The following is a 23,117-nucleotide window of genomic DNA, read 5'->3' on the forward strand; positions in this document are numbered from 1 at the left end:
GTGCCGGCAGACGAAGGAGACGACCGATGGGATGGGAGTTCGATGAAGGCGGCAAGTTCGGCAGCGAGAAGGCGGCCGAGGACTACGCACGGCGTAACGGTTTGAGCAATGCCGACTTTCGGACCCGGCGGAAGGGTGACGGTGTCGAACTCGAGATCCGCCGCTCCGCCGTCGACGGCCGAAGCCTGCGCGATAGCAATGAGGGGCGCAAGGACGGCTGGTTCTGACGCGCGATTCTGAAAGGGAGATCAAGCTATGCCACGTCTGATCGATCAGCTCGGCAGCGCGCCGTTTGCCGCCATAATCTTTCTGGCCTGCATCGCGGTGCTCTTCGCGCTCGTCAAAGGTGTCGGTGGATCGCCGGCGCCGATTGCGAAGCCGTTCCTCACCGCGCGCGAGCAGGCGATGCTCAAGGCACTCGAGCATGTGCTGCCGATGTATCGAATCCATGCTCAGGTCGCCATGGGCGCATTGCTGGCTGCTCCGCGCCGGCCGGGCAAAACTTTCAATCCAGCCGATCGCAACGCGTTCTCTCAGAAGATTGTCGATTTTGTGATCGTCGATCCAACGGTTGGAACGGTCGTTGCCTTGGTCGAACTGGATGATCGCTCGCACGATGCCGCGAAGGACCTCCTCCGTGACTCGATGACGGCGGGGGCGGGTTACACAACGATCCGCATTCCTAAGTCAGCTCGTCCGACAGTCGCAGCGGCAGTCACCGCAGTCGGTCATCTGCGGGGCGGGGAGTGAGCTGCACGACCTCCTCGTCCGTTACCCGCGCAATCATCGCTCGGCATCGATCCGGTCCAGACTTGCCATTGAGGGGAAGTGAGCGGCGACACACGCTTTGAGCGCGACGATCCTGATCGCCTCGAACGTGCTGGAGGTAGCCGGGTCAAACAGTCAGATGGTCTCGCCGCGTCGAACCCTAGCAGCCAAGATTTGCAGTGCTGAGAGGACCCCGGGCATCGTGCTCGCGGCGGCATAATCGTAAGCGCCTCGCAGCCGATCATATTCCAGCCGGCCGATAACCACGGGCCCTCGAAGCGGTGGTCGAGCAGACTCATGATACTTCTGCGTCGCTCCACCAAGCGTCATCAATATGCGGCGGATCGTATGATATCACGCGACGTCAGGCTTCTTGCGAACCCTTCCGTTGAAATCCCTTTTTCCGATCGTCAGCCCTTTCCAGCGCAGGATATCGTACGCCGTCGTAGCGTGAAAATAGAAGTTCGGCTGCGAGAACGAGAGCAGAAAGCTCTCGGCCGTGAACTCCATCCGGTTATCTCCGAACTCGAAACACATGTCCTGACCTATGAATGCCTCGACCTCTTCCGGACGGATGGCTTCAAGTGCGGCGATGGTGGCCAAGATGCGCTCGTTGAGGCCGCTGAAGCTGTCCGGCGGCAAGGTTTGGTCGGGCGAAAAGCGCCCCTGCCGAACGCCCTCGATAGCGCCAAGGGAATGCACAGCCACGGATTTGATCTGGTAAGCGAAAGGATTCATGTCAGCCGCTAGGCGAGCGTCAATGATCTCGTCATCCGCCCAGTTTCGCTCAGCGCAGAACGTCTCGGCCTTGCCCAGGAGACGATGCACCGATCCGAGGATCTGGAGCTGAGATGGTATGATTGCTTCATAGAGCGTGATGGACACGTAACTCTCCTTGATGCGGACTATGCGCTCTGCGCGCGGCGGCATGTTCGAAACATCCTGCCAGGCTCGGCGATGCTTTGCGCCGAGAATTACAGGAACATCCCAATGACGATAGCGCGGGGCAGCGGTTTGTCATCCGTGACACTTTACCCGGAAGCGAGAGGTAAAGTGTCATTGATGACAGCCTTGAAGAGCTGAGAGTTGGCGTGGTTCCGGCAGGGTCAATGAAAGTCATGGCTTCGGATGCGCATCAGCTCTTCCTCGTCCGGAACGGCATTAAACGGCGGATAGGCGAGCGTTCGCCCTCGCGGTGGCCAGCTCGGATCGCGCGGATCGGGACCAGCTCCATTCTTGGCGCCATCGCCGCGTCCCGGCGCAACGGTGAAATCCATCTTTCCGATGGATCTTAGCATGTCGTCATGGTCGGTGATGCGGTCGCAGATGATGTGGATGACCTCGCCCTCCTTCTGCACCCTGCCGCGCATCGCGATCATCGAGGCGGACATGACCTGGCGGCGGTAAATCTCGAACCGGTCGGGCCACAGGATGCCGTTGGCGATACCGGTCTCGTCTTCGATAGTGATGAACAGGACTCCTTTGGCGGAACCTGGACGCTGGCGGACGAGGATCACACCGGCGACCTCTACGTTGCGGCCGTCGCGCACCGCCGGGAGATCGGCGCAGCGCATCACGCGCATCGTATCAAGCTGACCGCGAAGGAAGCTTATCGGGTGGCCGCGCAGCGATAGCTGAAGCGATCGGTAATCCTCGACCACCTCGCGGCCATCGGTCATCGCGCGGAGCGCCACCGACGGCTCCAGACCCTCGGGCGAGAACCTGTCCTCACGCGCGTCAGCGGCAGCGAACAGCGGCAACGGCGCTTCGCCGAGACCCTTCACCTTCCATAGCCCCTGGCGGCGGTTTTCAGCGAGGCACTGGAATGCGTCGGCTTCGGCCAGACGCTCGATAGCGGCTCGGGGTACGCCGGCGCGCCGCCAGACTTCTTCGACACTCTCGTAAGGCGCTGGCCCGCGGGCCGCAGCAATCGTGGCACCGTGAACGTTGGCGAGCCCACGGACTTGCCCGAACCCGAGCCGGACTGCCATATAGCGCCTGCCGGTTGGCTCCAACGTACAGTCCCAGTGACTGTGGTTGATCGACACTGGCCGCACCTCGACGTCATGCCTGCGGGCGTCGTCGACGATCTGGGCGGGAGCGTAGAATCCCATCGGCTGCGCGTTGAGCAGCGCCGCGCAAAACACGTCGGGATGATGGTGCTTCATCCAACACGACGCATAGGCGATCTTGGCGAAGCTGGCGGCATGGCTTTCGGGAAAGCCGTACGAACCGAAACCCTCGATCTGCTTGAACGTCCTTTCCGCAAAGTCCTTCGGATAGCCGCGAGCCACCATCCCGCTGACCAACTTGTCATAGAAGTGGCTGACGCCGCCCGTGAGTTTGAAGGTGGCCATCGCGCGGCGGAGCTGGTCGGCCTCTTGCGGAGTGAAACCGGCGCCGACGATGGCGACCTTCATCGCCTGCTCTTGAAAGAGCGGCACGCCGAGAGTCTTCTCGAGGACGGCGCGCAGCTCGGGCTTTGGATATTCGGGCTTCTCCTTGCCCTCGCGGCGCCGAAGATAAGGATGGACCATGTCGCCCTGAATCGGTCCCGGCCGCACGATCGCGACTTCGATGGTGAGATCGTAGAACTCCTTGGGCTTCATGCGGGGCAGCATGTTCATTTGGGCGCGGGACTCGATCTGGAAGACGCCGAGCGTGTCGGCCTTCTGGATCATCGCGTAGACGTTAGGGTCATCGTCCTGCAGGTCGGCCATGCCGACGCTGATGCCCTTCTCCTGCTCCAAGAGGTCGAACGCGCGGTTGAGGCAGCCGAGCATGCCCAGGCCCAGCACGTCGACTTTCATGAATTTGAGGGCGTCGATATCGTCCTTGTCCCACTCGATGATCTGACGATCCTCCATCCTAGCCGGCTCGATTGGCACGAGATCGTCGAGCCGGTCCTGGGTCAGCACGAAACCGCCGGGGTGCTGAGACAGGTGTCGCGGATGACCGATCAGCTGGCGGGCGAGCTGAAGCGTCAGTTTGAGCCGGTGATCTCCGGCGTTGAGGTTGAGGCTGGCAATCTGCTCATCGGTGATCCCGTCGACCGACCAGCCCCACACGAGCCCGGTCAGCATCTTCGTGAGGTCGCGCGGCAGGCCCAGCGCCTTACCGACCTCGGCGACCGCGCCGCGGGTACGGTAGCGGGTCACCACGGCGGTGAGGGCGGAGTGGTGACGTCCGTAGGTGTCGTAAATCCACTGGATGATCTCTTCGCGTCGCTCATGTTCGAAATCGACGTCGATATCGGGCGGCTCCTTGCGCTCGCCGCTGACGAAGCGCTCGAACAGCAATTCGTGCTTGATCGGATCGATCGACGTGATGCCGAGCAGGAAGCAGACACAGCTGTTCGCCGCGCTTCCGCGACCCTGGCACAAAATACCGCGGCGGCGGCTCTCGCCGACGATCGAGTTTACCGTGAGGAAGTAGGGCGCGTAACCTAGCTGGGCGATCAATCTCAGCTCGTGATCGATTTGGGACCGATAGGCCTGCGGCACGCCGCCGGGAAACATGCGAGCGGCCGCCTCTTCGGTTAGTGCCGCTAGCGCCTCCTGCGCCGTTCGCCCGGCTATGATCTGCTCATACGGGTACTGATACTGGATCTCGCCAAGGTCGAACCGGCATTGCGCCGCGATGTCGGCGCTGGCCCGAACAGCGTCCGGGAATCGGGCGAACCGCCGCTCCATCTCGGCGGGGGACTTCAGGTCACGGTCCATGTAGCGCTCGCGCCGGAACCCGAGCGCATCGATCGTCGTCCGTTCGCGGATGGCGGTCATCACGTCCTGCAACGGCCGCGCCTCGCCGGTGTGATAGAGCACATCCCCGGTAGCGACGCTCCGCACGCCCGCAGCACGCGCCATCGCATCCAGCTCGTAAAGTCGCTGGGCATCATCGGGCCGGCGGCGAAGCGACAGTGCGAGATAGCCGCGCGATCCGAACACCGCGCGCAGCTCATCAAGGCGAGCGGCGGTGGCGTCGTCTGGCATATCCGGCACGAGGATCGCCACCAGCCCGTCGGCATGCGCTGCGACGTCGTTCCAGTCGAGGACGCAACGGCCCTTGCCGCCGCGCGCCTTGCCGATCGACAGGAGGCGCGTCAGCCGCGACCAGGCGGTGCGGTCGGTCGGATAAAGCAGCGCCGCGCGGCCGTCGGTCAGGTCGACCCGGGCGCCGGGCATCATGCGCACACCGGTAGCTTTCTGCCCATCCCAGCCGCGGACGACGCCCGCGACGCTACCCCGATCGACCAACCCCAGCGTATGATGACCGAGCAGCGCGGCTGCGGAGAACAGTTCCTCGGGCGAGCTGCTGCCGCGCAGGAACGAGAAGTGGCTCGTCACCTGAAGCTCGACATAAGTCGCCGCGGGCCTCTCCATCACCCGAACAGCCCATGCATGTACCAGCTGAGGTCGCCGGTCGTTGTCTCGACGCCGTCGCCGCGGCGGAACAGCCAGAAGCGCTCACCGCCCTCAGCTTCCACCCGGAAATAGTCCCGCACCGCCCACATCTCGCGCTCGTTGCGCCACCACTCGCCATGGATGCGTTCCGGGCCATCGCCGGCGACGACGCGATAGCCGCTGCCGCGCCACGCAAACCGCCGCGGCGGCTGATCCGGCAACAGCGCGACGACGTCGCCGAGCAGCTCTGGTCGACGTAGCAACCGCACGGGCCGCTTCCACGTCGGCCAGCCAACCGGTGTCGCGAGCACGTCTGTCCGCCGGGTCGCGCGTTCGGGTACGTCGCTCTCCTCTGCGCCAACCCGGAACAATGCGGCCTCACCGACGCGTCCGGCAAGCTGGTCGACCAGCGGCGCGATGTCGGCGGGACGATCGTCGCCAACCAGCGCCGCACCGAGCGACACCGGTGCGAGATCTTCGATCCTCGGGGCGGCAAGCGCCACCGCCTCGATACCCAGCCCCGGATCGATCCGTTCGACCCGCATCGCTAGCATCCGCGTGAGATGCTTCGCGTCGCGCGTTGCCCGCGCGGTACCAAGACCGATACGCTGCTCGTCGCCGTCGACGCGCAAGCAGGTCAGCACCGCGGCGCGAAGACCGAGCCCCCGTGCCTGCAGCACCGCCACCATGTCGTCGACGAGATCGCCAATCACCTGGGTGATCGCCTCAGCTGTACCGATCGGTTCCAGCAGCCGGCGCATCACGCGCGGCTCTTCGAAGGGTACCACCGGGACGATCGGCTCGGCGACCATGCCGCGGGCCTGGTCGAGGCGAGTGACCGTCGCCATGCCGAGCCGCCGCGCGAGCGGACCGCGCGGCATCGGATAGAGGTCGGAAATCCGCTCCAGCCCGAACCTGGCGGCCGCATGCAACGCCTCCGGCGTCAGTCGCAGCGCGGCAAGCGGCAGGTCGGCGAGGGTCTCGGCTTCGGTGCCAGGTGGCAGGATGGTGGCCGGCTTGTCGCCGTAGCGCGCCAGCGCATGCGCTGCGCCCGGGGTGCCGGCGATCGCGATGCTGGCGGTGAAGCCGATGCGCTGGAGGAAGCGCAGTAACCGGCGGCAGAAGTGCGGCTCGCCACCGAACAGATGGGTGGTACCGGTGAGATCGAGCCACAAGCCATCCGGTCCGGCGACGCTGGCGGAAGGCGTCCAATGGCCGACCGCATGAAGCGCCAGCCGGTCGAGCCAAGCGCGATCCTCATCGGGCTCGGCGTCGCGCACGTCGAGATCGGCGACGAGCGCGCGCGCATAGGCCGCAGCCATGCCGGGGCGCAGGCCCAGCTCGAGTGCGGCCGGGCACGTGGCGGTCAACACGTCCTTCTGGCCGATCCGCTCGATCAGGACGGTCGGGCGACCCCATGTCTGAGCGATCGGGGCCGGCATGGCAGGCCTGCGCGCCGGGGCACCTTCGTCGGGCGGCATTGCCTTGAACGGATGATCGGCAGGTTCGCTGCGCCGGCCGAGCATGCGCTTGGGCGGTTGTTGATGCGCGGGCAGCGAGGCGATCGCGTCCTCGACCGACGCGCGCGGCGGAGCGCCGTCGCGTGGCCAGGCCGCGGCGCCATGATCAACGAGCGCCCAGCGGGCGCCCGGCCGCCAGCCGCCGCCGCGCGGCACCGAGCAGGCGCCAGGATCGTCATCGATCGGCGGTGCGAACCTCGAGCGTGTGGGGGCCGGCAGCGCCTCAGGCAGCTTGGCTGGCCGCTCCGACCGCCGCAACCGCTCGATGGCGAGCTGGGGCAGGTAGAGCGAGGCGACCCTGGTCATCACACGCATCGAGTTCGAGGGAGAAGGGATTACCGTTGCGCTGCCGGACCAGCTCGACCGACCAGCGCGGACGACCGACGCCGGGGTAGGGCAGCCTGGCTGACGACACGCAGCCGATCCGCCAGCGGGTCATCGCCGACGAGGGCTGACCGAGCGGACAGCGATCGAGCGAGCGATGCCGGCGGTAGAGCAGGATCGGCGTCCCGCCATCCGATGCGGCGAGCTGGAGCCGGCGGGTCGCGGTCTGGTCGGCCGACTTCACCTCGGCGACCACGCAGGCAAGCGAGCCGAACCGCAACGCATCCTCGGCCAATGCCAGCACCTCGGCATCCTTGCCCGCCTCGGCGTGGAAAATACGCTCAGGGCCGAGCCCGACCTGTTCCAGCCCCGGCGCATAAAGGTCATAGCGGCTCAGCGCCCACAGCACTGTGAATCCTGGCTGTGCTGCGAATCGGGCGGCGATACCGGCTGCGAACAGCGTGGCGGCCGCGTCGTCGTTCAGCGAGGCGGTGGCAGCGGCTATCTCGTGGAGCCCGGCGCCGTCGAGCCCGCCGCCGGCAATCTGGCTATCGACCGCTTCCAGTCCGAACGCCAGCACCGGCCCGCGCTGGCTCTGGGCCTGCGCAAGCTGCGCGCGAAGCGCGGCTATTTGATCGGCACCGGGCCGATCGGGGGACGACGAAGGTACGGGCATCGGTCAGCATCGACTCACTTGTTCCTTTTATGTTCCGCTTACTCTTGGGATTCGTCAAGCCGGATGATTGATTACCAAGCCGCATGACTTCGATACGCAACTCGCGGGTTCGATCGCCCAAGCTATCCGTCTCTCGGGCGTTAACATGTAGCGGCTTAGCCTGTGGGCGCCTCGTCCCCGATCAGCCGCAGCGTCAACGGGTCGCGCTCGCCGCCAAACCAACGGTCGAGCGCCGCGGCGATGAGCGCGTTGGGACGGGCTGCCTCGAACAGAGTGAGCGATGAGCGCAGCTTCGTGGCATCGATGTCGCCGAACACAGCCTCGGCATTGCTTGTCGCGAGATCCTGCAGCGCAGCGACGCATTCGAGATAGCGCGGACCCAATACGGCGTGGTCGAGATAAGCGCGGGCCTCCTCGAGCGACCGGACGGCGAAATGCTGCGCGGTCGAACTGCGCCCGAGCCCGGCGAACTGTGGAAAAACATACCACATCCAGTGCGAGCGCTTGGCCCCGCGCCGGATCTCGGCGAGCGCGGTCTTGTAGCTGAGGGTCTGAGCCTCGACGAAGCGGTCGAGCGAGTTGGTCCCCGGCATGTCAGAGCAGCGCCGGTTCTGCGGCCGGGAACACGCGCGTGACCGGCAAGCTGCCTTTCGGCAACGCTCGCAGCACATCCTTCGCCGGCACCGACGGATCGAGCCAGTCGGCCCACTGGTCTCGTGTCAGTGGGATTATCTGACGATGATGATATGGCGCGACATCCTCACCCGGCTCCATGGTCAGCATGGTCCAGGCTTCGCCGGATGGCGCTGTGCGCCAGATGCCGGCGATGCAGAACCAGTCGTGTCCCTTCAACGTGAACAGCCACTTCGTTTTGCGCTTCTGACCTGGCTGCGGTTCGGTGAACTCATAGAAGCCATCGGCGAGGATCAGGCAGCGGCCGGAGGAAAATTCGCGACCTTCGCTGCGGAAGTTATAGACGGGCCTGCCGCCTTGCCCTGGCCAGCTCCATCTACGACTGACCAGCTCGCCCACGCCACGTTCGCCATCGACACCGCGTACTATCGGGGCTGAATCGCTGATCTTGATATCCTCACGAGCTGCCACGTTTGGCGTGCCTTCGGGGGTCTTGATCTTGATCTTGAGGTCTTCGAAGTCCTCCATGATCGAGGCGACGTCCACCTCAAGCCGATAGTCATTGCACACGCGCCCCAGCCTTTCTTGCGACCTGTCGTCGTTCCCAGTATGTTCCGGCGCGATGGAGTCGCCCACACCATTTGATATCGATGCCCCGCCGGGGGGCAGACGTCCCATCATCAGGCGAAATCCGGATGACGCCAGCGAAATCGAGATGGTCGAGGCGGCATGGGGGTCGAACCCCCGGTTCAGCGATGGTGCCTCGTTGCGGTTCGTTCGCTCGGAGGGCCGCACTTTCCCGCGCCATCGCTGCCTGGTTCCAGCCAGCGAGTTTCACATGCGCGTGGGGGACAAGCGCTACCGCGCGACCCTCGAAAGCGGCAACTTCTTCTATCTTGCCGCCATCTGGGAGCCGGCGATGGGCGAGTGGCCGCTCAGCTTCCGTATCATCACGTTCGCGGCGAACGCGGAGGTTGCACGCTACCAGGAACGGCATGGCGCGATCATCGAACGACGGCACCGGATGCAATGGCTCGACGCTACCGTTCCGGAGATCGACCTGCTGCAGACGCCGCCAGAGCGGACATTCCTCGTCGAGCGGCTCCTAGGCGGCGGGACCAGCCAATCGGAACTCGCGCTGTGACCACCGAAAAGAAAGGAGGATGAGCATGGACGCGCTAGCGGACGTAGAAGATTGGCTGACCCAAGAGGCCGATGAGATCCTGCTCGAATATCCTCAAACATCCCCCGCCGACCTCGCCGCGTCATTCGAGCGAACGATAGCGAACTACGACGGCGATCGGGACATGGCTGTGGCTATCATAGCCGAGCTGAGGCGCCGTGCCGACGCGGGCGTACGCCTTTGGCCTAGCCAACCCTCCGCGCCGGAGGCGACCGATGCGATTACGGACGACGACATACCGTGGTGATGTATCCGAGACGGTTCAAGCCGAACTTTCCTAATCTGCGTCGGGCATTGGTCCTCGGCGTGGTCGTTGCCTCATTTTCCTGGGCGACACCCGCATTGGCCGATCCGTGCGAGGGTGTTCTGCCCGCTCGCGGCGCCGCCTTCTCCGGTGTCGTTCGTTATGTCGGCGATGGCGACGGGCTTTGCATCGGACCTGCGGGACGGCCCGACCGATGGATCGAGGTGCGCCTCGCCGACTTCGACGCCCCGGAGCTGAACGAGCCAGGTGGCCAGCGTGCGAAGCGATTGCTCGCTAGCATCGTCATGGGGCGGTCTCTCACCTGCCACGCCGGCCGACGGAGCTATGACCGCGTTGTGGCGCATTGCAGCTTGGACGGGCGTCCGCTCGGCAATCTATTGCGCGGCCGCGGTGGTCTTGAGGGCGGCCGATGAGCAGGGCGATGCAGACCGACCTGTTCACCCCGCCGCTGCTGCCTGGTCTGGCTTTAGCAGCCGACTTCCTCGCGCAAGCCGAAGAACAGGCGTTGATCGCCCACATCGATGGCGCCGAGCTATCCCCGTTTCGCTTCCAGCAATGGACCGGCAAGCGGCTGACCTGCTCTTATGGATGGTCCTACGACTTCGAAACCGGCCGCTTCGGGACGGCCGAACCGATCCCGGAATGGCTGGAACCCCTCAAGATACGCGCAGCCGCCTTCGCCGGCCTCGAGCCCACTGACATCGCCCAGGCCCTGCTCATCCGCTACGACCCGGGTGCCGGCATCGGGTGGCACAGAGATCGTCCGGTGTTCGAGCACATCATCGGCATTTCGCTTGGCGCGACGGCTCAGATGCGGTTTCGGCAGCGCGGTGCTGCCGGCTTTACGCGCGCAATCGCGCCGCTCTTGCCGCGCTCGATCTACCATCTGACCGGTGAGGCCCGCCATTTGTGGGAACACAGCATCGCTGCGCTCGAAGAAGCGCGTTGGTCGATCACATTTCGTACTTTGGTGAAGCCGGGTTGAAGCCATCCGGCAGTGCTGGTCGTTAGGAGGGGAGCACCAGCGGAGCACGGCTTTGACCCCTTTCGACTTCTGGACCGGCATGTGGCGTAGCGGGCAGGCGATGGCCGACGCCGGCATGAAGATGGCGCAGATGGCCGATGCATCGCGCACCGTCATCGAGACCCGATCACAGGCGATGTTGGCGGCGTCGCGCGATCCCCTGAACGGCGACTATGCCGAGCTCAGCCGGATGGTGCCGGAAAAGGTCGCGGCATTCGCAAGGGCCGGGGCTTCCGCGGTCGACGATCTTCAGGCGGTCCAAGCGCAGGCGATCGCTAACTGGCAGATGATGATGGGCATAGCGCTCAAAGGCCGTGCAGCTACGCCGGCCGAGGTCGGGACCATGACGTCTCGCACGGCGACGATAATCGAGCGGAGCGCCAAGGCAGCGGGGAGGGCGCTCGCCCCTGTCCACCGCAACGCTCGCCGGCTCACCCGTGCGAAGGCGCGCAAGAAAGTCTGAGCAAGGCGACAAAGGGGATTCACACGCGACTCGGCGTCGCGTAGATTCCTGCTATGTTCCATCAGGCAGACCTTTTCGACCAGCTGCGGCCTTCAAGGCGCGCCATGGATACGCCGATGCTGCTGGCGACGATCGCCGGCGCCTCGCAGCGACCCAAGTTCGCCTACATGCTTCTTCAGCTGATCGCTGAGATTGCCGACGAAAAAGGCCAGGCAGGTCCGAGCGTTGCTGTCAACGGCGCGGCGATGCCGGTGCGGGATTGGCTTTGCGACGGTCTAGTCCCGATGGCGCAGCGCGACGCACGCCGACGCTCAACGGTCCAAGCGGTGCGCGAGGACCTCGAGAAGTCGAACGCGCTTCCTGTTGATGCCACCAAAGCCGATCTTCTCATCGAGCAGAAGGTGCGTGAGCGCGTCCGCCGCTCGGGTCGTTGCAACGTCAGCCGGGCAGTCTCGGACCTTGTTCGGGCCGGGCTGCTACGGCGCCATTATCAAGGCTACCGCGTCGATCATGAAAACCGTGGGGCGCAGCGCGAGGCGGTCTATACGATCGTACCTGACGCGCTCGCAGCCCTACGCCGATAATCGACCCACCATCCAGCGCTAGTAGACCGGCCACGGACCAGCGCCTTCTTTGGGCGGACAGAGCCAGCGTGACCGCCGGCTCAAGGAGAAGGTAGCTCCCGCTGACTTTCGAGAAGCGCTAGCTGGTTCTGAATGGTCTGCAGCGCAGGGCGAACGACGTCGAGCAGCGCCTCTCCGGCAGGAGTTAGAGACAGACGTCGGGTAGTCCGTTCAAGCAGCAGAATCTGGTGCCGACCCTCCAGTTGCTGCACTGCCCGGGTCAATGCCGACTGCGATACGCCAAGCCGCGATGCGGCTTTCGTGAAGCTGCCCATTTCAGCCACCGCTGCAAATGCTACCAGATCGGCTAGGTCGTCCCTGGACATGCGCTAGCACCGGGTGCCGGGAATGCTGCTTGCCGCGCTGTTTGCTGTGCCTAGGATTTCATTAGGAAAAGGCCTGCCGCTGCTTGTACGCAGCGTCACGCGCCTTTCGAGCGCGACGACGGCCCATCGGCCTAGCGCCCGGCCTCCACTACGCTGGCTGACCAGCATATCGGGAGGAGCGCGCCGCTTTCGTTCAGCAGGACGAGGGAACGTCCCGCTCGGCAAGATAGCCATGTTGCAAATCTCGATTTATATGCGTCACGCATACACTGATTGGCGGGCAATGTCTATGCGTCACGCATATAGTTTCGTCCATATGAGGCGCGGCATCGCTGCACCCTGGCTCGCAAGGCTCTTCCGCGCGCTTAAGGAGATTGCGTTGATCGGCGTCCCATGGTCGAAAATGCGCCGCCTGAATTGCGGGGCCTAGCATGATGCTGTCGTGGCTCGATGTCGCTCTGTGTGCGCTATCCTTCGGCTTCGGTTTCTCCGCCAACCAGGGGGGCACGTGCCTGGTCGCGGCTGCTGACGAGTTGGTCCGACGACGCCCCCCAAGAGTTTTCATCGGACTTATCGCAGCATCTGCGGCTGCCGGCCTCACTGCCGTGCCGCTCGCTTGGACCGCCGCGACCGACGGACCATCGATCACCGCAGCCGGCATCCATATTCCGCTCGTGGTGGGTGCCGTTGCTTTCGGCATCGGAGCCCTCGTCAACGACGCGTGCCTGTTGGGATCGCTCGCTCGTTTGGGGGACGGGGAAATACGGCTCTTGGCACTGCCCTTCGGATTGTCGGCCGGCATCCTGCTCATTGACCAAGCGCGACTTGCTCCCTTCGCGACGTGGCCGAGCCCGCTTTCGACGCCGAGCCTGCTGGGTACGGTCTGCCTGCTGAGCTTTCTGATCGTCCTGACGCTAGCATCGATCAAGCTAACGGCCACCGAGCCTCTGCTACCTAGGACACGATGGCCACTGGCATTATCGATGCTGGTCCTTGGAACGACCGGCGGCGCGCTTTTTGCGCTGTCGCCAGCCTGGACCCTCGCGCACTTGTTGCAGCACAGCCTTCTGCTCGGAGATATGCGCACCGGAATTTTCGCATTTCCGGCCGTTGCTGCGTCGGTCTTGGGCGCACTGGCCGCCTCGGTGGGTCAAGGCACCGTGCGCCTGCAGACGCCTTCGGCTCGTGACCTCGTCCGCACCTTCGGCGGCGGCCTTCTCATGGGAATTGGGATCGCACTCATCCCCGGCGGAAACGACGGCTTGATCCTGTCGGCGATACCTGCGCTGTCGCCAGCCGGATTCGCGGCTGTCCTCACGATGACCGCTACCATATTGCTTGGCTTGATCGGACGCCGCAGACTGACCCGCGGCGGGCGCATCGATCCTCACCGAACATAGCTGCTGATCAGACGATAGGCCTTGGCTGGTCCTGTCACGTCGATGACGGTCTCGAATGCACTCGGCAGCGCAAGAACGTAACGAACCTCGTAAATGTCGTCACCGCAGTGATGGACGTCGTCAGCTACCAGGCGTTCGCCGTCCAAGGCATCGAAGATCAGGCGCACGAAGTCGCTGCCTATCGCCGGCCCATCGGCAAAGGCGACCGTGAAGCCTCTTTCGGAGGGCCGATAGGTGTAGCGCCGGTGAGACGACAACTCCCGGCCGTCTCGCAATCGAAGCGTTCCACACTCCCGGTATCCGAAGGCGCCATCAGGTTCGGGCTCGAAGATCGCCTCGCCCCGTAGCTGCGCGCCGGCAGCTTTGATGTCGCGATCAAGCTGCCAGGCGCCGCTCAGACTTTGAAGGAGGCCAGGCCCTTCAATCACGACGAACCGTCTCCCAGCGTCTTGTACACGCGCTGACGCGCTTCAGGCCTATGACCTGAAGCGCGAGCAGGCGTCCGTCACGCCAACTGCGCCGGTCGCCGCTCGACCGAGTTGAAGAACAGAACGAGCGACGCTGCGAGGAGGACGGCGTCCTTTAGCAGGAACTGGCCCGGCGCGGCTGAAATGGCAGGGAAGCCTCCCGCGCTGGCTTCGGCGACGCCCGGCGTCGTCACGAAGAATGTCAGCGTGATCAGATAGGTGGCAACGGACATCAGCGCACCCAGCGCCGAGAAGATCGGCCGAAACGCGCCGATAGCAAGAACCGCAGCCGTCGAGAGCTCGATGACCCCGATGAAGTAGCTCTGCCCCTGCGTTCCGAACATGCCGAGCCAGCTCATCAGCGGGCTATGCCCGATGAACGGAGCGATCCCGTCAGCCTCGTACATAGTGAACTTCATGCCACCGAACCATAGAAAGACCAGGACGAGCGCCCATCTCAGCAGCGCCAGGTCCTTTCGGCCTTCCTCAGCAACATGAAAGCGATATCGGTTCAGAAACGGCATCTGAAACTCCTCATTGAAGATAATGTCGGTTGTGGAGGGACGAGTGGCTCAATGGCGCCGCGTGCCCATCGGGCAGCCAAGACATCGTGCCTGATCGCAGAAGCGGCACGTCGACAGCGCGCTCTGCGGATCGTCGAGCAGAGATGTGAGAATGGTGTCTGCGATCCGTTCCAATACCGCGCGATCGTTGTCAGGAACCCGAACCAACAAGCCGGCGACCGCTGCATTTCGCAGACCGAGAAGTTTGGTTCGTTCGGCCTGTCCCCGCCGCGTCAGCGTGATATGGGCGACGCGGCGATCGGACGGCGATTGTGATTTTCCAACAAAGCCTTGATCATCAAGTCGCTCGACCACGCGAACCGTTCCGGCGTGTGAGAGGCGAAGGATTCGGCTGATCTGATCAATCGACATCCCCGGCTCGTGACCGATCGCGATCAGCGCGGCTGCGGTTTCCCCGCCCGCGGTAAACGCTTCGGCGATCGCGATCCGCACCCGATCGGACACGGCCTGAGAGAGCGCGCCGAAGACATTGATCAGTCGATCTGAGGGCTCGTCCATCATCAGCATGACTCAACGGGATATATGCGTCACGCATACACCTTCAATCAGCCCATGTCGAGTTTGAACCGGAAATAGTTGCGCCGATTGTCCGGAACACCTCTCGTCGGATGAGGTGTTTGAGGATCGCGAGCCGGGCGCAGAGATGACGGCCGGACCGCGTGTGTCCAGCGTCGGCGTCTCGTCGTCCGGTCAGCCCTCCAATTTGCCCATCTCGAGCGCTGTATCGGCCATGCGGGTCGCAAAGCTCCACTCGTTGTCATACCAAGCGAGCACACGAACCAATCGCCGGTCGACAACGTCGGTCTGGGGGAGTGCGACGATCGACGATTCGGTCCGATGGCTCAAATCAATCGAGACCAGCGGCTCGGTCGTGACGGCCAGCACGCCCTGCATCGATCCACTGGCCGCATGCCGGATGGCTTCGTTCACTTCCTCAACGGTGACGTCGCGCATGGCGGACACAGCCAGGTCGATGACCGACACATTGGGGGTCGGAACCCGTATCGACGATCCGTGCAACTTGCCCTTCAACTCCGGCAGTACGCGGCCAATGGCGTTCGCCGCACCCGTCGACGTCGGGATCATCGAGAGAGCGGCAGCGCGGCCTCGATATGGATCCGAGTGGACGGCATCCAGCGTAGGTTGGTCACCGGTGTAGGCGTGAACCGTCGTCATGTAACCGCGCTCGATACCGAACAGGTCGCTCAGAACCTTCGCCACGGGTGCTAGCACGTTCGTCGTGCAGGACCCGTTCGAGACGATCACATCCTCGGGGGTCAACGTATCGTGATTGACTTTGAAGACGATCGTCTTGTCGGCACCCTCGCTGGGCGCGGAGACGAGAACGCGCTTCGCGCCGGCGCGCAGATGTGCGCTCGCCTTGTCCTTCGAAGTGAAGAACCCAGAGCACTCCAGCGCTATGTCGACCCCGCACCGCTGATGAGGCAAGTCCGCAGGGTCGCGCTTCATGGTAACTTCGATCTTTCCAGAGCCGACGTCGATCCAGTCGGCGCCGATCTCGATTTCGCCCGGGAAGGGACCATGAATGGAATCGTACTTGAGAAGGTGCGCCAGGGTGCCGACCGATGCGAGGTCGTTGATGGCCACCACCTCGATGCCCTGACGGCGAAGCTCGACCATCGAGCGCAATGTCAGGCGACCGATGCGCCCGAAACCGTTGATCGCGACCCTGACCGTCATGCGCATTTCCTTCAGTTGCCGAGAAATGGTCGCTGGCAGCGGGCATCGCCTCGCCACCGTTCGGAAGAGATTTGAGACTTGAGCCGACGCAGTATATATATGCGTGACGCATAGACCTAATCGTCAGCGCCTAGCAGGTCAATATCGCAAGGCGGACGAACGACCGAGGCGAACGCCCGACAGCACATTCGCTACCGTTGCGCTGGCAGGCATCACGCGAAGTGATGGCCCGAGGACAGAACAGGAGACGTGAGTGGTGTCTGACCTTGAAGCAGAAAAGGTTCTCGCGGCCAGACGAGCGGTTGATGAAGTCCAGGACGGCATGCTTGTCGGCTTAGGGACAGGCAGCACGGCAAACTATGCGGTAAGATGCCTGGCCGAACGGATTGCCAGCGGGCTCCGCATCACGGCGGTGGCAACCTCCCGAATGACCGAAGTCTTGGCCCACGAACTGGCCATACCGCTGACCTCCATGGAGGGTCTCAGCTCAATCGACCTCACGATCGACGGCGCCGACGAGATCGATCAGCGTTTGCAGGCGATCAAGGGAGGCGGGGGCGCCCTGCTGCAGGAAAAAGTCATCGCTGCCGCGTCGGCCCGCGTCATAGCCGTGGTTGATTCCAGCAAGTTTGTGACGCGGCTGGGCCGCTTTCCGCTACCGGTCGAGGCCTTTCCATTTGCTACCGAATTCGTCGGAGCGCGCCTTGCTGATCTCGGAGGCCAAGTCTCTCTCCGAATGAAGGACGGCCACCCATTCCTGACCGATCAGGGCAACCACATCCTGGACGTTGCGCTTGGGTCGATTGCGGATAGTCAGCAGACCGCGCTCGCTATTTCATGCATTCCGGGCGTCGCCGGACACGGCCTCTTCCTCTCTGAGATCGACACCGTCGTTATTGCCCGCGGCGGCACGGTCGAGCTCCGGCACGCGGAGCGGTCGTGAAGCCAACCCGACGGCTTGCATCGATCGATCGCACCGCCACATCGTCGACGAAGCGGAGGAAAACCGCACGAGACCAGGCGTTCACTTCGCTGTCATAGCCGCCGCGTATCATGCCGCTCGACAGCCCGTCGCAAATTCTGGAGAGCCAGACGGCTGCCAAATCGACGTAAAATCTTGATATTATTGCACTTACCCGCATTCGGGCCGCGTGTGTCAAGCCGCGCCGAAGCTTGCTGTCTATGCGCCACGCACATATAACGGTGCGGATGGATGAACCTCGAGACCGTAACGTGTTCGGGGCGTTCGCACTCATGATCAGCGAGGACATCGTTCGCGCTAGTTCATCGCGGGCGCCCGAAGAAGGACCTGCCGCTTCGGCGCTGGCGCTGATTGCGCACAAGCCCGGGCTTTCGGTTAGAATGCTCGCGATTGGCGTAGGCCTGTCGCACGCGGCGGCGGTCCGACTTGCAGATCGCCTTACCAACCAGGGACTGATCGAGAGCCGGGCGACTTCGACCGACGGGAGGGTCCGCTCCCTGTATCTGACCTCGGCCGGTCAAGAGGCCAGCGCCGCGGTCCTGGCCGCAAGAGATGAGGTAATCGCCGAGGGGTTGTCGATCCTCAACAAGGGCGAAATGAAGTTTCTGGCTGACATCGCCGAGCGCGTGCTGCGCGCCCGCCTGGAGAACCTCGAGCACTCGTATCGCATCTGCCGCCTGTGCTGCTACGAAGGCTGTACCGATTGCCCTATCGACGCCGAGCTGCACGAGCGGGGGCTGGACCGCGCGTAAGGGCCGCGTCCATCCGGATACGTGCCGGTTTAGTGCTGCGCAATCAGGTAGGCAGCCAGGAAGCCAAGAACGGTGATCAGGCCTATGAAAGGAGGCGCATTCTCGAATGCTTCGGGGATCATGGCTTCGGCCAGCATGGCTAGTACGGCTCCCGCCGCGAACAAGAGGATCGCCGGCTCCTGCGCGGACGCCGAACCGAGCAGGAAATTCCCGACGGCGGCGGCGACCCCGATGAGCAGCGGTATCCCGATCCAAATCGTGTAGACGTACCGACGCGAGCGGCCCGCCTGCTTCATGCCCGAGGTACTCGACAGCCCCTGGGGCACGTTCGCCAGAAAGAAACCCGCGATCACCGCCAGGCTGATCGCGCCGCCGCCGGCGACTGACATCCCGATCACCAGCGCCTCGGGGATGCCGTCAAGCACGCTGCCTACCGCGATCGCCGATCCACTGCCGTGATGCTCTGCCTCGTTCGGCTGCTCCACGCATTCGCCGCAGCGCTTCCGGTTCTTCGCGCCGCGGCTGGCGAGATACCAGTTTATGCTGCTGAAAACCGCCGCACCTGCCGGCAAGGCGACGGTCGGCCACAAATCCGCCCCAGCCGCATCCGGCCGGACGACGAGTTCAGTGGCTATCACGGCAAACAAGACCCCGCCGCCAAAGCCCATGACGGCCGCAACCATCCGATGGCTGAGCTTGCCGAAGAAGGCGTCCGCAACGATCGCGCCCAAAAGCAGCCCGCTGCCGGACACCAGGCCCCACAGACCGGCCACAACGTACTCGGGGATCGGGGAAACAGGAGAGCCCATTTACGCTCAGCCTCCTTCAGATGATGGCGAGGCGCAGAATCGCTCGCTTGTGCATCCACTGGCGATCGGACGGGCGCGTGACTGGCGGCGTTGCCACATCCTCACCGTTATCAATCCAGGCGCCAATTGGGCCGCGCGAAGTGGCAGCTATACCCCCTTGGGTGTTGGACGAGGTATTTCTGATGCTCCGGCTCGGCTTCCCAAAAAGGCTCCTCTGGATTGATCTCGGACAAGACCGGACCTGGCCATCGTCCTGACGCCTCGATCTCGTCGATGGTGGCCAGGGCGACGTCCATCTGACACTTGTCAGTATAGAAAATTGCGGAGCGATAGCTCGGACCGACGTCGCTGCCTTGCTGCTCGTACGTCGTGGGATCGTGGATCTGAAAGAAGAGCTCCAGCAGGGAGCGATAGCTCAGGACGGCCGGGTCGAAGACCACTTCCACCGCCTCCGCGTGACCATGATGATCATCGTAGGTCGGGTCCGCCGTCTCCCCGCCGATGTATCCGACGCGTGTCGAAATGACCCCCCGTTCTCGGCGCAGCAGATCCTCCATGCCCCAAAAGCAGCCGCCGGCGAGTATCGCTCGCTCCGTACGGCTCGCCCCGCCTCGGGCAACACCGTCGCTCACAGACCGCTCGCTTCCTGATCGATCATGGTCGTCCTCGCCGGATGCCATGGTCATGCGGCCGACTGGGAGCTGGAATCGGGGCTGGGCGCATCGACGAGCTCGGTTTGCACATCGGATCCGCGAATGAGCGTCAGATCGACGGGGCAGCGATCGGCGATCTCGAGTATCCTAGCGCGCTGTTCGTCATCGAGAGGGCCGTCGAGGACGATCGTGCGCGTGAACCTGTCCGGCGGCATCATGTCCGCCACCTTCTTGTGCTCCACCCTCGTGCTCGCCCGTTCGAGCGGGAATCCCTTCCGGTTCGCATAGAGGCGCATCGTCATCACGGTGCAGGCAGCAAGTCCTGCCGAGACCAGCTCATATGGCGACAGACCGCTCCCTAGACCGCCGACCGAGGCTGGCTCGTCCGAGTAAATCGTATGCTCGCCGCTGCGGACCTTGAGCTGGAACTTGCCTGCCAGCGTTTCGATGGCCTCGACCCCGCCCGCGGCCTCAACCTGCGGAAGATCGGCTACGAGGGGCGGTAGGTAGCGGTTCGCCCAGCTCGCCACCATTGCTGAAGCGAAGTTCGCGTCGGCCGCATCGGCGAGTAGATGATCGGCCATATCGAGCGACACGAAGCTCTTCGGATGGCGAGCGGCGACGAAGATGCGCGACGCATGCTCGATCCCGACCACCTGATCGACGGGGGAGTGCAAGACGAGCAGGGGGCGACGCAGGGCAGCGACCGTCTTCTCCACGTCCACCTCCTCGACGGCGTCGATGAAGCTGCGACGAATGAGAAAGGGCCGGCCGGCTATTTCGACTGATGCTTCTCCATCGCGCCTGACCGTGTCGAGATCGCTGGCATTGAAGACCTTCAGGATATGCTGGAGCTCCGCCGGAGCGCCGATGGTCGCCACGGCGACGATATCCGGCAGATCAGCCGCAGCCACCAATGCGGCAGTTCCACCGAGGCTATGCCCAATGAGGAGGGAAGGGGTCATTCCCGCGGCCGTCATCGCTTTCGCTGCGGATTTGAGATCCGTGACGTCCGAGGCAAAACTGACTGCCTCGCCTTGGCCGCCACCTATCCCGGTGCCAGCAAAGTCGAATCGCAGGACGCCGATGCCCGCCCGCGAAAGCGCACGGGATATATGGACAGCCGCTCGGCTGTCTTTCCCACACGTGAAGCAATGGGCGAAGATTGCCCATCCACGGGGCGTCCCTTCCGGCGACTCCAGGAGCCCGGAGAGAAGCCTGCCCTCTTCGTTTTCGAACGTGAACGATCTGCCCGGCACGTCGATACCTCCCGTCATATCAGGGCGCTGATCGACGATCTCTGCCAGCCCGCGAGAGGGGCATCGCCACCGCCTCGCGTTTCATTGGGCCGCACAGCATCGGGCATCGGCACCTATCACCACAGGACATGCTTTTTATATGCGTCACGCATATAGACAAGCCCAAACCCAAAAACTATATGCGTCACGCATACTTTTCCAAAGCGGCCGGTCCAGGTCGGCGCTGCGGGAAAGCGTGTTGCAGACACATGGGCCGAAGGGTGATGGAACTCAATCAGGTCAGCTATTTCATTAATTTGGCTGAGACGCTGAATTTCACCGAGGCAGCTCGGCTGAGCGGCGTGTCTCAGCCAAGCCTGACCCGCGCCATCCGTCGCCTGGAAGAGGAACTCGGCGGTGCGCTGATCCATCGTGACGGAAAGAACAGCCGTCTCACGGGGCTGGGCCAGGATGTCGAGGCAGAATTCCGGCGGATGCTCCTGGCGTTGAGGAGCGTGCGCGATCATTCCGAGAACTGGACGATGGGGCGGCACCGCGTCCTGGACATCGCCGTGGCGCCTACCGTCGGACCCAAGGCGTTCGCAGCTTTCTTCGAAGTTGCCTTGGACAAGGTGCCGTCGATCGAGATCAGGCTGCATTCGCTTCAATCGAGCGAAGACACGTCGGAGGTCTTGTCCGGCAAGTACCACGCTTGCATTCTGCCGCGTGAAACTCGCCCGGATCGCAAGCTCGATGTCCGCACCCTCTTTCGAGAGCGGTTCGTGCTCGCCTGCGCGGTCGAGCATCCGTTGGCCACGGTGGACGTCGTTCGTGGAGAGGACTTGTCGAGATATCCCTTGGTCGATCGTCTGAAGTGTGAGTTTCGTGATCAGATACTGGAGCATTTTGCACGACGCGACGTGGTGATGCGTCCGCGCTTCCGTGCAGAACGGGAAGACTGGGTTCACCGCATCGTCGCCGAAGGTCGCGCGATATGCATCGTGCCGGAACGATCGGCCGCAGAAACCGGTCTGGTCACGCGACCGATCGAAGGGTTCACCCTGGAAAGAGAGGTGGTGATCGCAACGGTTTCCGGTTCGACGGCTCCGGTCGAAATCCGGAAGGTCGCGCAGCTCGCGGCCCGACATGTGTGGCAGTGAGCCACGCGGAGCGAAGCGTCAAAGCTATGGAAACTATGCTTACAGCGTATTGGATAAGTGATGTCGTCACTGCGATAGTTGATATGACGACAGATCAGTCAAGCTGAACATAGTGCGCCTGGCCCTCTAGACTTAGCATTGGAGATCGGATCATGAAGTTTGAGAAGACACAGGCGGCAATTGACCGCCTCACTCCCGAGCAGCGTCGCATTACCCAAGAGCACGGCACCGAGCGGGCCTTCACTGGCGAGTATAACGACAACAAGGAGCCGGGCATCTACGTTGACATCGTTTCGGGCGAGCCGCTTTTTGCTTCGACCGATAAGTTCGACTCGCGCTCCGGCTGGCCGAGCTTCACCAAGCCGATCGTTCCGGCGCACGTCAACGAAGTGCGAGACAGCTCGCATGGAATGGTGCGGACGGAAGTTCGGTCGGTGCATGGCGACAGCCATCTTGGCCACGTCTTCCCGGATGGCCCCGCCGACCGGGGCGGCCTGCGCTATTGCATCAACTCGGCAGCGCTCCGCTTCATCCCGCGCGATGAGATGGAGGCGGAAGGCTACGGCGAATATCTCGACCAGGTAGAGGAGGCTTAACATGCAACAGCGCGCTGTTCTCGCCGGCGGATGCTTTTGGGGCATGCAGGATCTGATCCGCAAGAAACCCGGCATCATCTCGACCCGCGTGGGCTATACCGGCGGCGACGTCCCCAACGCCACCTATCGCAACCATGGCACGCATGCCGAGGGGATCGAGATCGTCTTCGACCCAGAGGTGACGAGCTATCGAAACATCCTGGAATACTTCTTCCAGATCCACGATCCGACCACGAAGGACCGTCAGGGCAACGATCGCGGGCTCTCCTACCGTTCAGGCATCTACTACGTCGACGAGGAGCAAAAGCGCGTCGCCGAAGATACGATCGCCGACGTGGATGCATCGGGCTTGTGGAACGGCAAGGTCGTCACCGAGGTCAAGCCCGTTGGCGATTTCTGGGAAGCCGAGCCGGAGCATCAGGACTATCTCGAGAAGCGTCCGGGTGGCTACACCTGTCACTTCGAGCGAAAAGACTGGGTGCTTCCGAAGCGCCAGAATGACGGCGATGCGCAAGCCGCGGTCGCTGCCCGAGCGGAATAGGCCGCCGCCCTCACGCGCCATCGCCG

27 protein-coding genes are annotated in these 23,117 nt (G+C 63.5%); 13 read left to right on the forward strand and 14 right to left on the reverse strand.

Features of this window, described 5'->3' with window-relative positions:
- The first annotated feature begins 26 nt into the window (after nucleotides 1–26).
- Together AC3WT0_RS12095 and AC3WT0_RS12100 are read left to right on the forward strand one after the other, a co-directional pair.
- Nucleotides 27–227 carry a hypothetical protein gene (locus AC3WT0_RS12095; RefSeq protein WP_126001390.1) on the forward strand — a complete coding sequence of 67 codons (201 nt, stop codon included), beginning with the start codon at nucleotides 27–29 and terminating at the stop codon, nucleotides 225–227.
- Nucleotides 228–255: 28 nt separating this feature from the next.
- Complete coding sequence (locus tag AC3WT0_RS12100) at nucleotides 256–750, forward strand: DUF2726 domain-containing protein (protein WP_126001391.1); 495 nt, start codon at nucleotides 256–258, stop codon at nucleotides 748–750.
- A gap of 372 nt (nucleotides 751–1,122) precedes the next feature.
- Here the strand turns inward: AC3WT0_RS12100 and AC3WT0_RS12105 are convergent, their stop codons facing one another.
- The 6 genes from AC3WT0_RS12105 to AC3WT0_RS12130 all read right to left on the reverse strand — a co-directional run bounded on the left by AC3WT0_RS12105 (nucleotide 1,123) and on the right by AC3WT0_RS12130 (nucleotide 9,119).
- Nucleotides 1,123–1,653, reverse strand: coding sequence for a DUF1993 domain-containing protein (locus AC3WT0_RS12105; protein WP_206431135.1), 531 nt, complete (start codon nucleotides 1,651–1,653; stop codon nucleotides 1,123–1,125).
- Nucleotides 1,654–1,874: 221 nt separating this feature from the next.
- A complete protein-coding gene (locus AC3WT0_RS12110; protein WP_126001393.1) occupies nucleotides 1,875–5,150 on the reverse strand; it encodes an error-prone DNA polymerase in 3,276 nt (1,091 codons plus the stop codon).
- Entirely contained in the window at nucleotides 5,150–6,997 is a 1,848-nt protein-coding gene (locus AC3WT0_RS12115; RefSeq protein ID WP_126001394.1) for a DUF6504 family protein, read from the reverse strand. Before AC3WT0_RS12115 ends, AC3WT0_RS12110 begins: the two co-directional genes overlap by 1 nt.
- The gene (locus AC3WT0_RS12120) at nucleotides 6,915–7,691 is read right to left on the reverse strand and encodes an ImuA family protein (protein ID WP_206431137.1); all 777 of its coding nucleotides are present in this window, start codon (nucleotides 7,689–7,691) and stop codon (nucleotides 6,915–6,917) included. The genes AC3WT0_RS12115 and AC3WT0_RS12120 overlap by 83 nt, the downstream gene beginning before the upstream one ends.
- Before the next feature lie 155 nt (nucleotides 7,692–7,846).
- On the reverse strand, nucleotides 7,847–8,284 hold the full coding sequence (locus AC3WT0_RS12125; protein ID WP_126001395.1) for a DUF1810 domain-containing protein: 438 nt from the start codon (nucleotides 8,282–8,284) through the stop codon (nucleotides 7,847–7,849).
- A gap of 1 nt (nucleotide 8,285) precedes the next feature.
- The gene (locus tag AC3WT0_RS12130; RefSeq protein WP_492753737.1) at nucleotides 8,286–9,119 is read right to left on the reverse strand and encodes an SOS response-associated peptidase; all 834 of its coding nucleotides are present in this window, start codon (nucleotides 9,117–9,119) and stop codon (nucleotides 8,286–8,288) included.
- Between AC3WT0_RS12130 and AC3WT0_RS12135 the strand changes: the two genes are divergently transcribed.
- The 5 genes from AC3WT0_RS12135 (at nucleotide 9,040) to AC3WT0_RS12155 (ending at nucleotide 11,843) form a co-directional block, all read left to right on the forward strand.
- Nucleotides 9,040–9,468, forward strand: coding sequence for an SOS response-associated peptidase family protein (locus AC3WT0_RS12135; RefSeq protein WP_126001483.1), 429 nt, complete (start codon nucleotides 9,040–9,042; stop codon nucleotides 9,466–9,468). The genes AC3WT0_RS12130 and AC3WT0_RS12135 overlap by 80 nt on opposite strands.
- 25 nt (nucleotides 9,469–9,493) lie before the next feature.
- Entirely contained in the window at nucleotides 9,494–9,754 is a 261-nt protein-coding gene (locus AC3WT0_RS12140; RefSeq protein ID WP_126001397.1) for a hypothetical protein, read from the forward strand.
- A 439-nt stretch (nucleotides 9,755–10,193) separates the two neighbouring features.
- Complete coding sequence (locus AC3WT0_RS12145) at nucleotides 10,194–10,757, forward strand: alpha-ketoglutarate-dependent dioxygenase AlkB (protein ID WP_126001398.1); 564 nt, start codon at nucleotides 10,194–10,196, stop codon at nucleotides 10,755–10,757.
- Nucleotides 10,758–10,857: 100 nt separating this feature from the next.
- On the forward strand, nucleotides 10,858–11,259 hold the full coding sequence (locus AC3WT0_RS12150) for a hypothetical protein (protein ID WP_126001399.1): 402 nt from the start codon (nucleotides 10,858–10,860) through the stop codon (nucleotides 11,257–11,259).
- A 53-nt stretch (nucleotides 11,260–11,312) separates the two neighbouring features.
- Nucleotides 11,313–11,843: a hypothetical protein gene (locus AC3WT0_RS12155; RefSeq protein ID WP_126001400.1), complete on the forward strand. Its 531-nt coding sequence runs from the start codon at nucleotides 11,313–11,315 to the stop codon at nucleotides 11,841–11,843.
- A gap of 80 nt (nucleotides 11,844–11,923) precedes the next feature.
- Here the strand turns inward: AC3WT0_RS12155 and AC3WT0_RS12160 are convergent, their stop codons facing one another.
- Nucleotides 11,924–12,208 carry a LysR family transcriptional regulator gene (locus AC3WT0_RS12160; protein WP_126001401.1) on the reverse strand — a complete coding sequence of 95 codons (285 nt, stop codon included), beginning with the start codon at nucleotides 12,206–12,208 and terminating at the stop codon, nucleotides 11,924–11,926.
- Nucleotides 12,209–12,639: 431 nt separating this feature from the next.
- On the opposite strand from AC3WT0_RS12160, the gene AC3WT0_RS12165 reads away from it, so the two are divergent.
- Nucleotides 12,640–13,608, forward strand: coding sequence for a YeeE/YedE thiosulfate transporter family protein (locus AC3WT0_RS12165; RefSeq protein WP_126001402.1), 969 nt, complete (start codon nucleotides 12,640–12,642; stop codon nucleotides 13,606–13,608).
- Here AC3WT0_RS12165 and AC3WT0_RS12170 read toward each other — a convergent pair.
- The 4 genes from AC3WT0_RS12170 to gap form a co-directional block, all read right to left on the reverse strand.
- Nucleotides 13,596–14,036 carry a DUF6314 family protein gene (locus AC3WT0_RS12170; RefSeq protein WP_241213384.1) on the reverse strand — a complete coding sequence of 147 codons (441 nt, stop codon included), beginning with the start codon at nucleotides 14,034–14,036 and terminating at the stop codon, nucleotides 13,596–13,598. The genes AC3WT0_RS12165 and AC3WT0_RS12170 overlap by 13 nt on opposite strands.
- A gap of 77 nt (nucleotides 14,037–14,113) precedes the next feature.
- A complete protein-coding gene (locus AC3WT0_RS12175; protein ID WP_126001403.1) occupies nucleotides 14,114–14,599 on the reverse strand; it encodes a YkgB family protein in 486 nt (161 codons plus the stop codon).
- Between the two features lie 48 nt (nucleotides 14,600–14,647).
- The gene (locus AC3WT0_RS12180) at nucleotides 14,648–15,160 is read right to left on the reverse strand and encodes a MarR family winged helix-turn-helix transcriptional regulator (RefSeq protein WP_126001486.1); all 513 of its coding nucleotides are present in this window, start codon (nucleotides 15,158–15,160) and stop codon (nucleotides 14,648–14,650) included.
- Between the two features lie 189 nt (nucleotides 15,161–15,349).
- On the reverse strand, nucleotides 15,350–16,360 hold the full coding sequence (gap, locus tag AC3WT0_RS12185; RefSeq protein WP_126001404.1) for a type I glyceraldehyde-3-phosphate dehydrogenase: 1,011 nt from the start codon (nucleotides 16,358–16,360) through the stop codon (nucleotides 15,350–15,352).
- Between the two features lie 256 nt (nucleotides 16,361–16,616).
- Here gap and rpiA point away from each other — a divergent pair, with 256 nt between their 5' ends.
- Entirely contained in the window at nucleotides 16,617–17,303 is a 687-nt protein-coding gene (gene rpiA / locus AC3WT0_RS12190) for a ribose-5-phosphate isomerase RpiA (protein WP_126001405.1), read from the forward strand.
- 311 nt (nucleotides 17,304–17,614) lie between these two features.
- The gene (locus tag AC3WT0_RS12195; protein ID WP_241213387.1) at nucleotides 17,615–18,094 is read left to right on the forward strand and encodes a MarR family winged helix-turn-helix transcriptional regulator; all 480 of its coding nucleotides are present in this window, start codon (nucleotides 17,615–17,617) and stop codon (nucleotides 18,092–18,094) included.
- 29 nt (nucleotides 18,095–18,123) lie between these two features.
- Here the strand turns inward: AC3WT0_RS12195 and AC3WT0_RS12200 are convergent, their stop codons facing one another.
- The 3 genes from AC3WT0_RS12200 to AC3WT0_RS12210 form a co-directional block, all read right to left on the reverse strand.
- Nucleotides 18,124–18,903: a ZIP family metal transporter gene (locus AC3WT0_RS12200; protein WP_126001407.1), complete on the reverse strand. Its 780-nt coding sequence runs from the start codon at nucleotides 18,901–18,903 to the stop codon at nucleotides 18,124–18,126.
- A 110-nt stretch (nucleotides 18,904–19,013) separates the two neighbouring features.
- Nucleotides 19,014–19,535: a peptide-methionine (S)-S-oxide reductase MsrA gene (gene msrA / locus AC3WT0_RS12205; RefSeq protein ID WP_492753738.1), complete on the reverse strand. Its 522-nt coding sequence runs from the start codon at nucleotides 19,533–19,535 to the stop codon at nucleotides 19,014–19,016.
- A gap of 50 nt (nucleotides 19,536–19,585) precedes the next feature.
- Entirely contained in the window at nucleotides 19,586–20,833 is a 1,248-nt protein-coding gene (locus tag AC3WT0_RS12210; RefSeq protein WP_241213388.1) for a bifunctional alpha/beta hydrolase/OsmC family protein, read from the reverse strand.
- A 245-nt stretch (nucleotides 20,834–21,078) separates the two neighbouring features.
- Here AC3WT0_RS12210 and AC3WT0_RS12215 point away from each other — a divergent pair, with 245 nt between their 5' ends.
- The 3 genes from AC3WT0_RS12215 to msrA (AC3WT0_RS12225) all read left to right on the forward strand — a co-directional run bounded on the left by AC3WT0_RS12215 (nucleotide 21,079) and on the right by msrA (AC3WT0_RS12225) (nucleotide 23,091).
- A complete protein-coding gene (locus AC3WT0_RS12215; protein ID WP_126001408.1) occupies nucleotides 21,079–21,954 on the forward strand; it encodes a LysR family transcriptional regulator in 876 nt (291 codons plus the stop codon).
- Nucleotides 21,955–22,106: 152 nt separating this feature from the next.
- On the forward strand, nucleotides 22,107–22,550 hold the full coding sequence (msrB, locus tag AC3WT0_RS12220; protein ID WP_126001409.1) for a peptide-methionine (R)-S-oxide reductase MsrB: 444 nt from the start codon (nucleotides 22,107–22,109) through the stop codon (nucleotides 22,548–22,550).
- A gap of 1 nt (nucleotide 22,551) precedes the next feature.
- Complete coding sequence (gene msrA / locus AC3WT0_RS12225) at nucleotides 22,552–23,091, forward strand: peptide-methionine (S)-S-oxide reductase MsrA (protein WP_126001410.1); 540 nt, start codon at nucleotides 22,552–22,554, stop codon at nucleotides 23,089–23,091.
- The last annotated feature ends 26 nt before the right edge of the window (nucleotides 23,092–23,117 follow it).

This window comes from Sphingomonas sp. EU05-FHT14C10 (assembly GCF_058790595.1).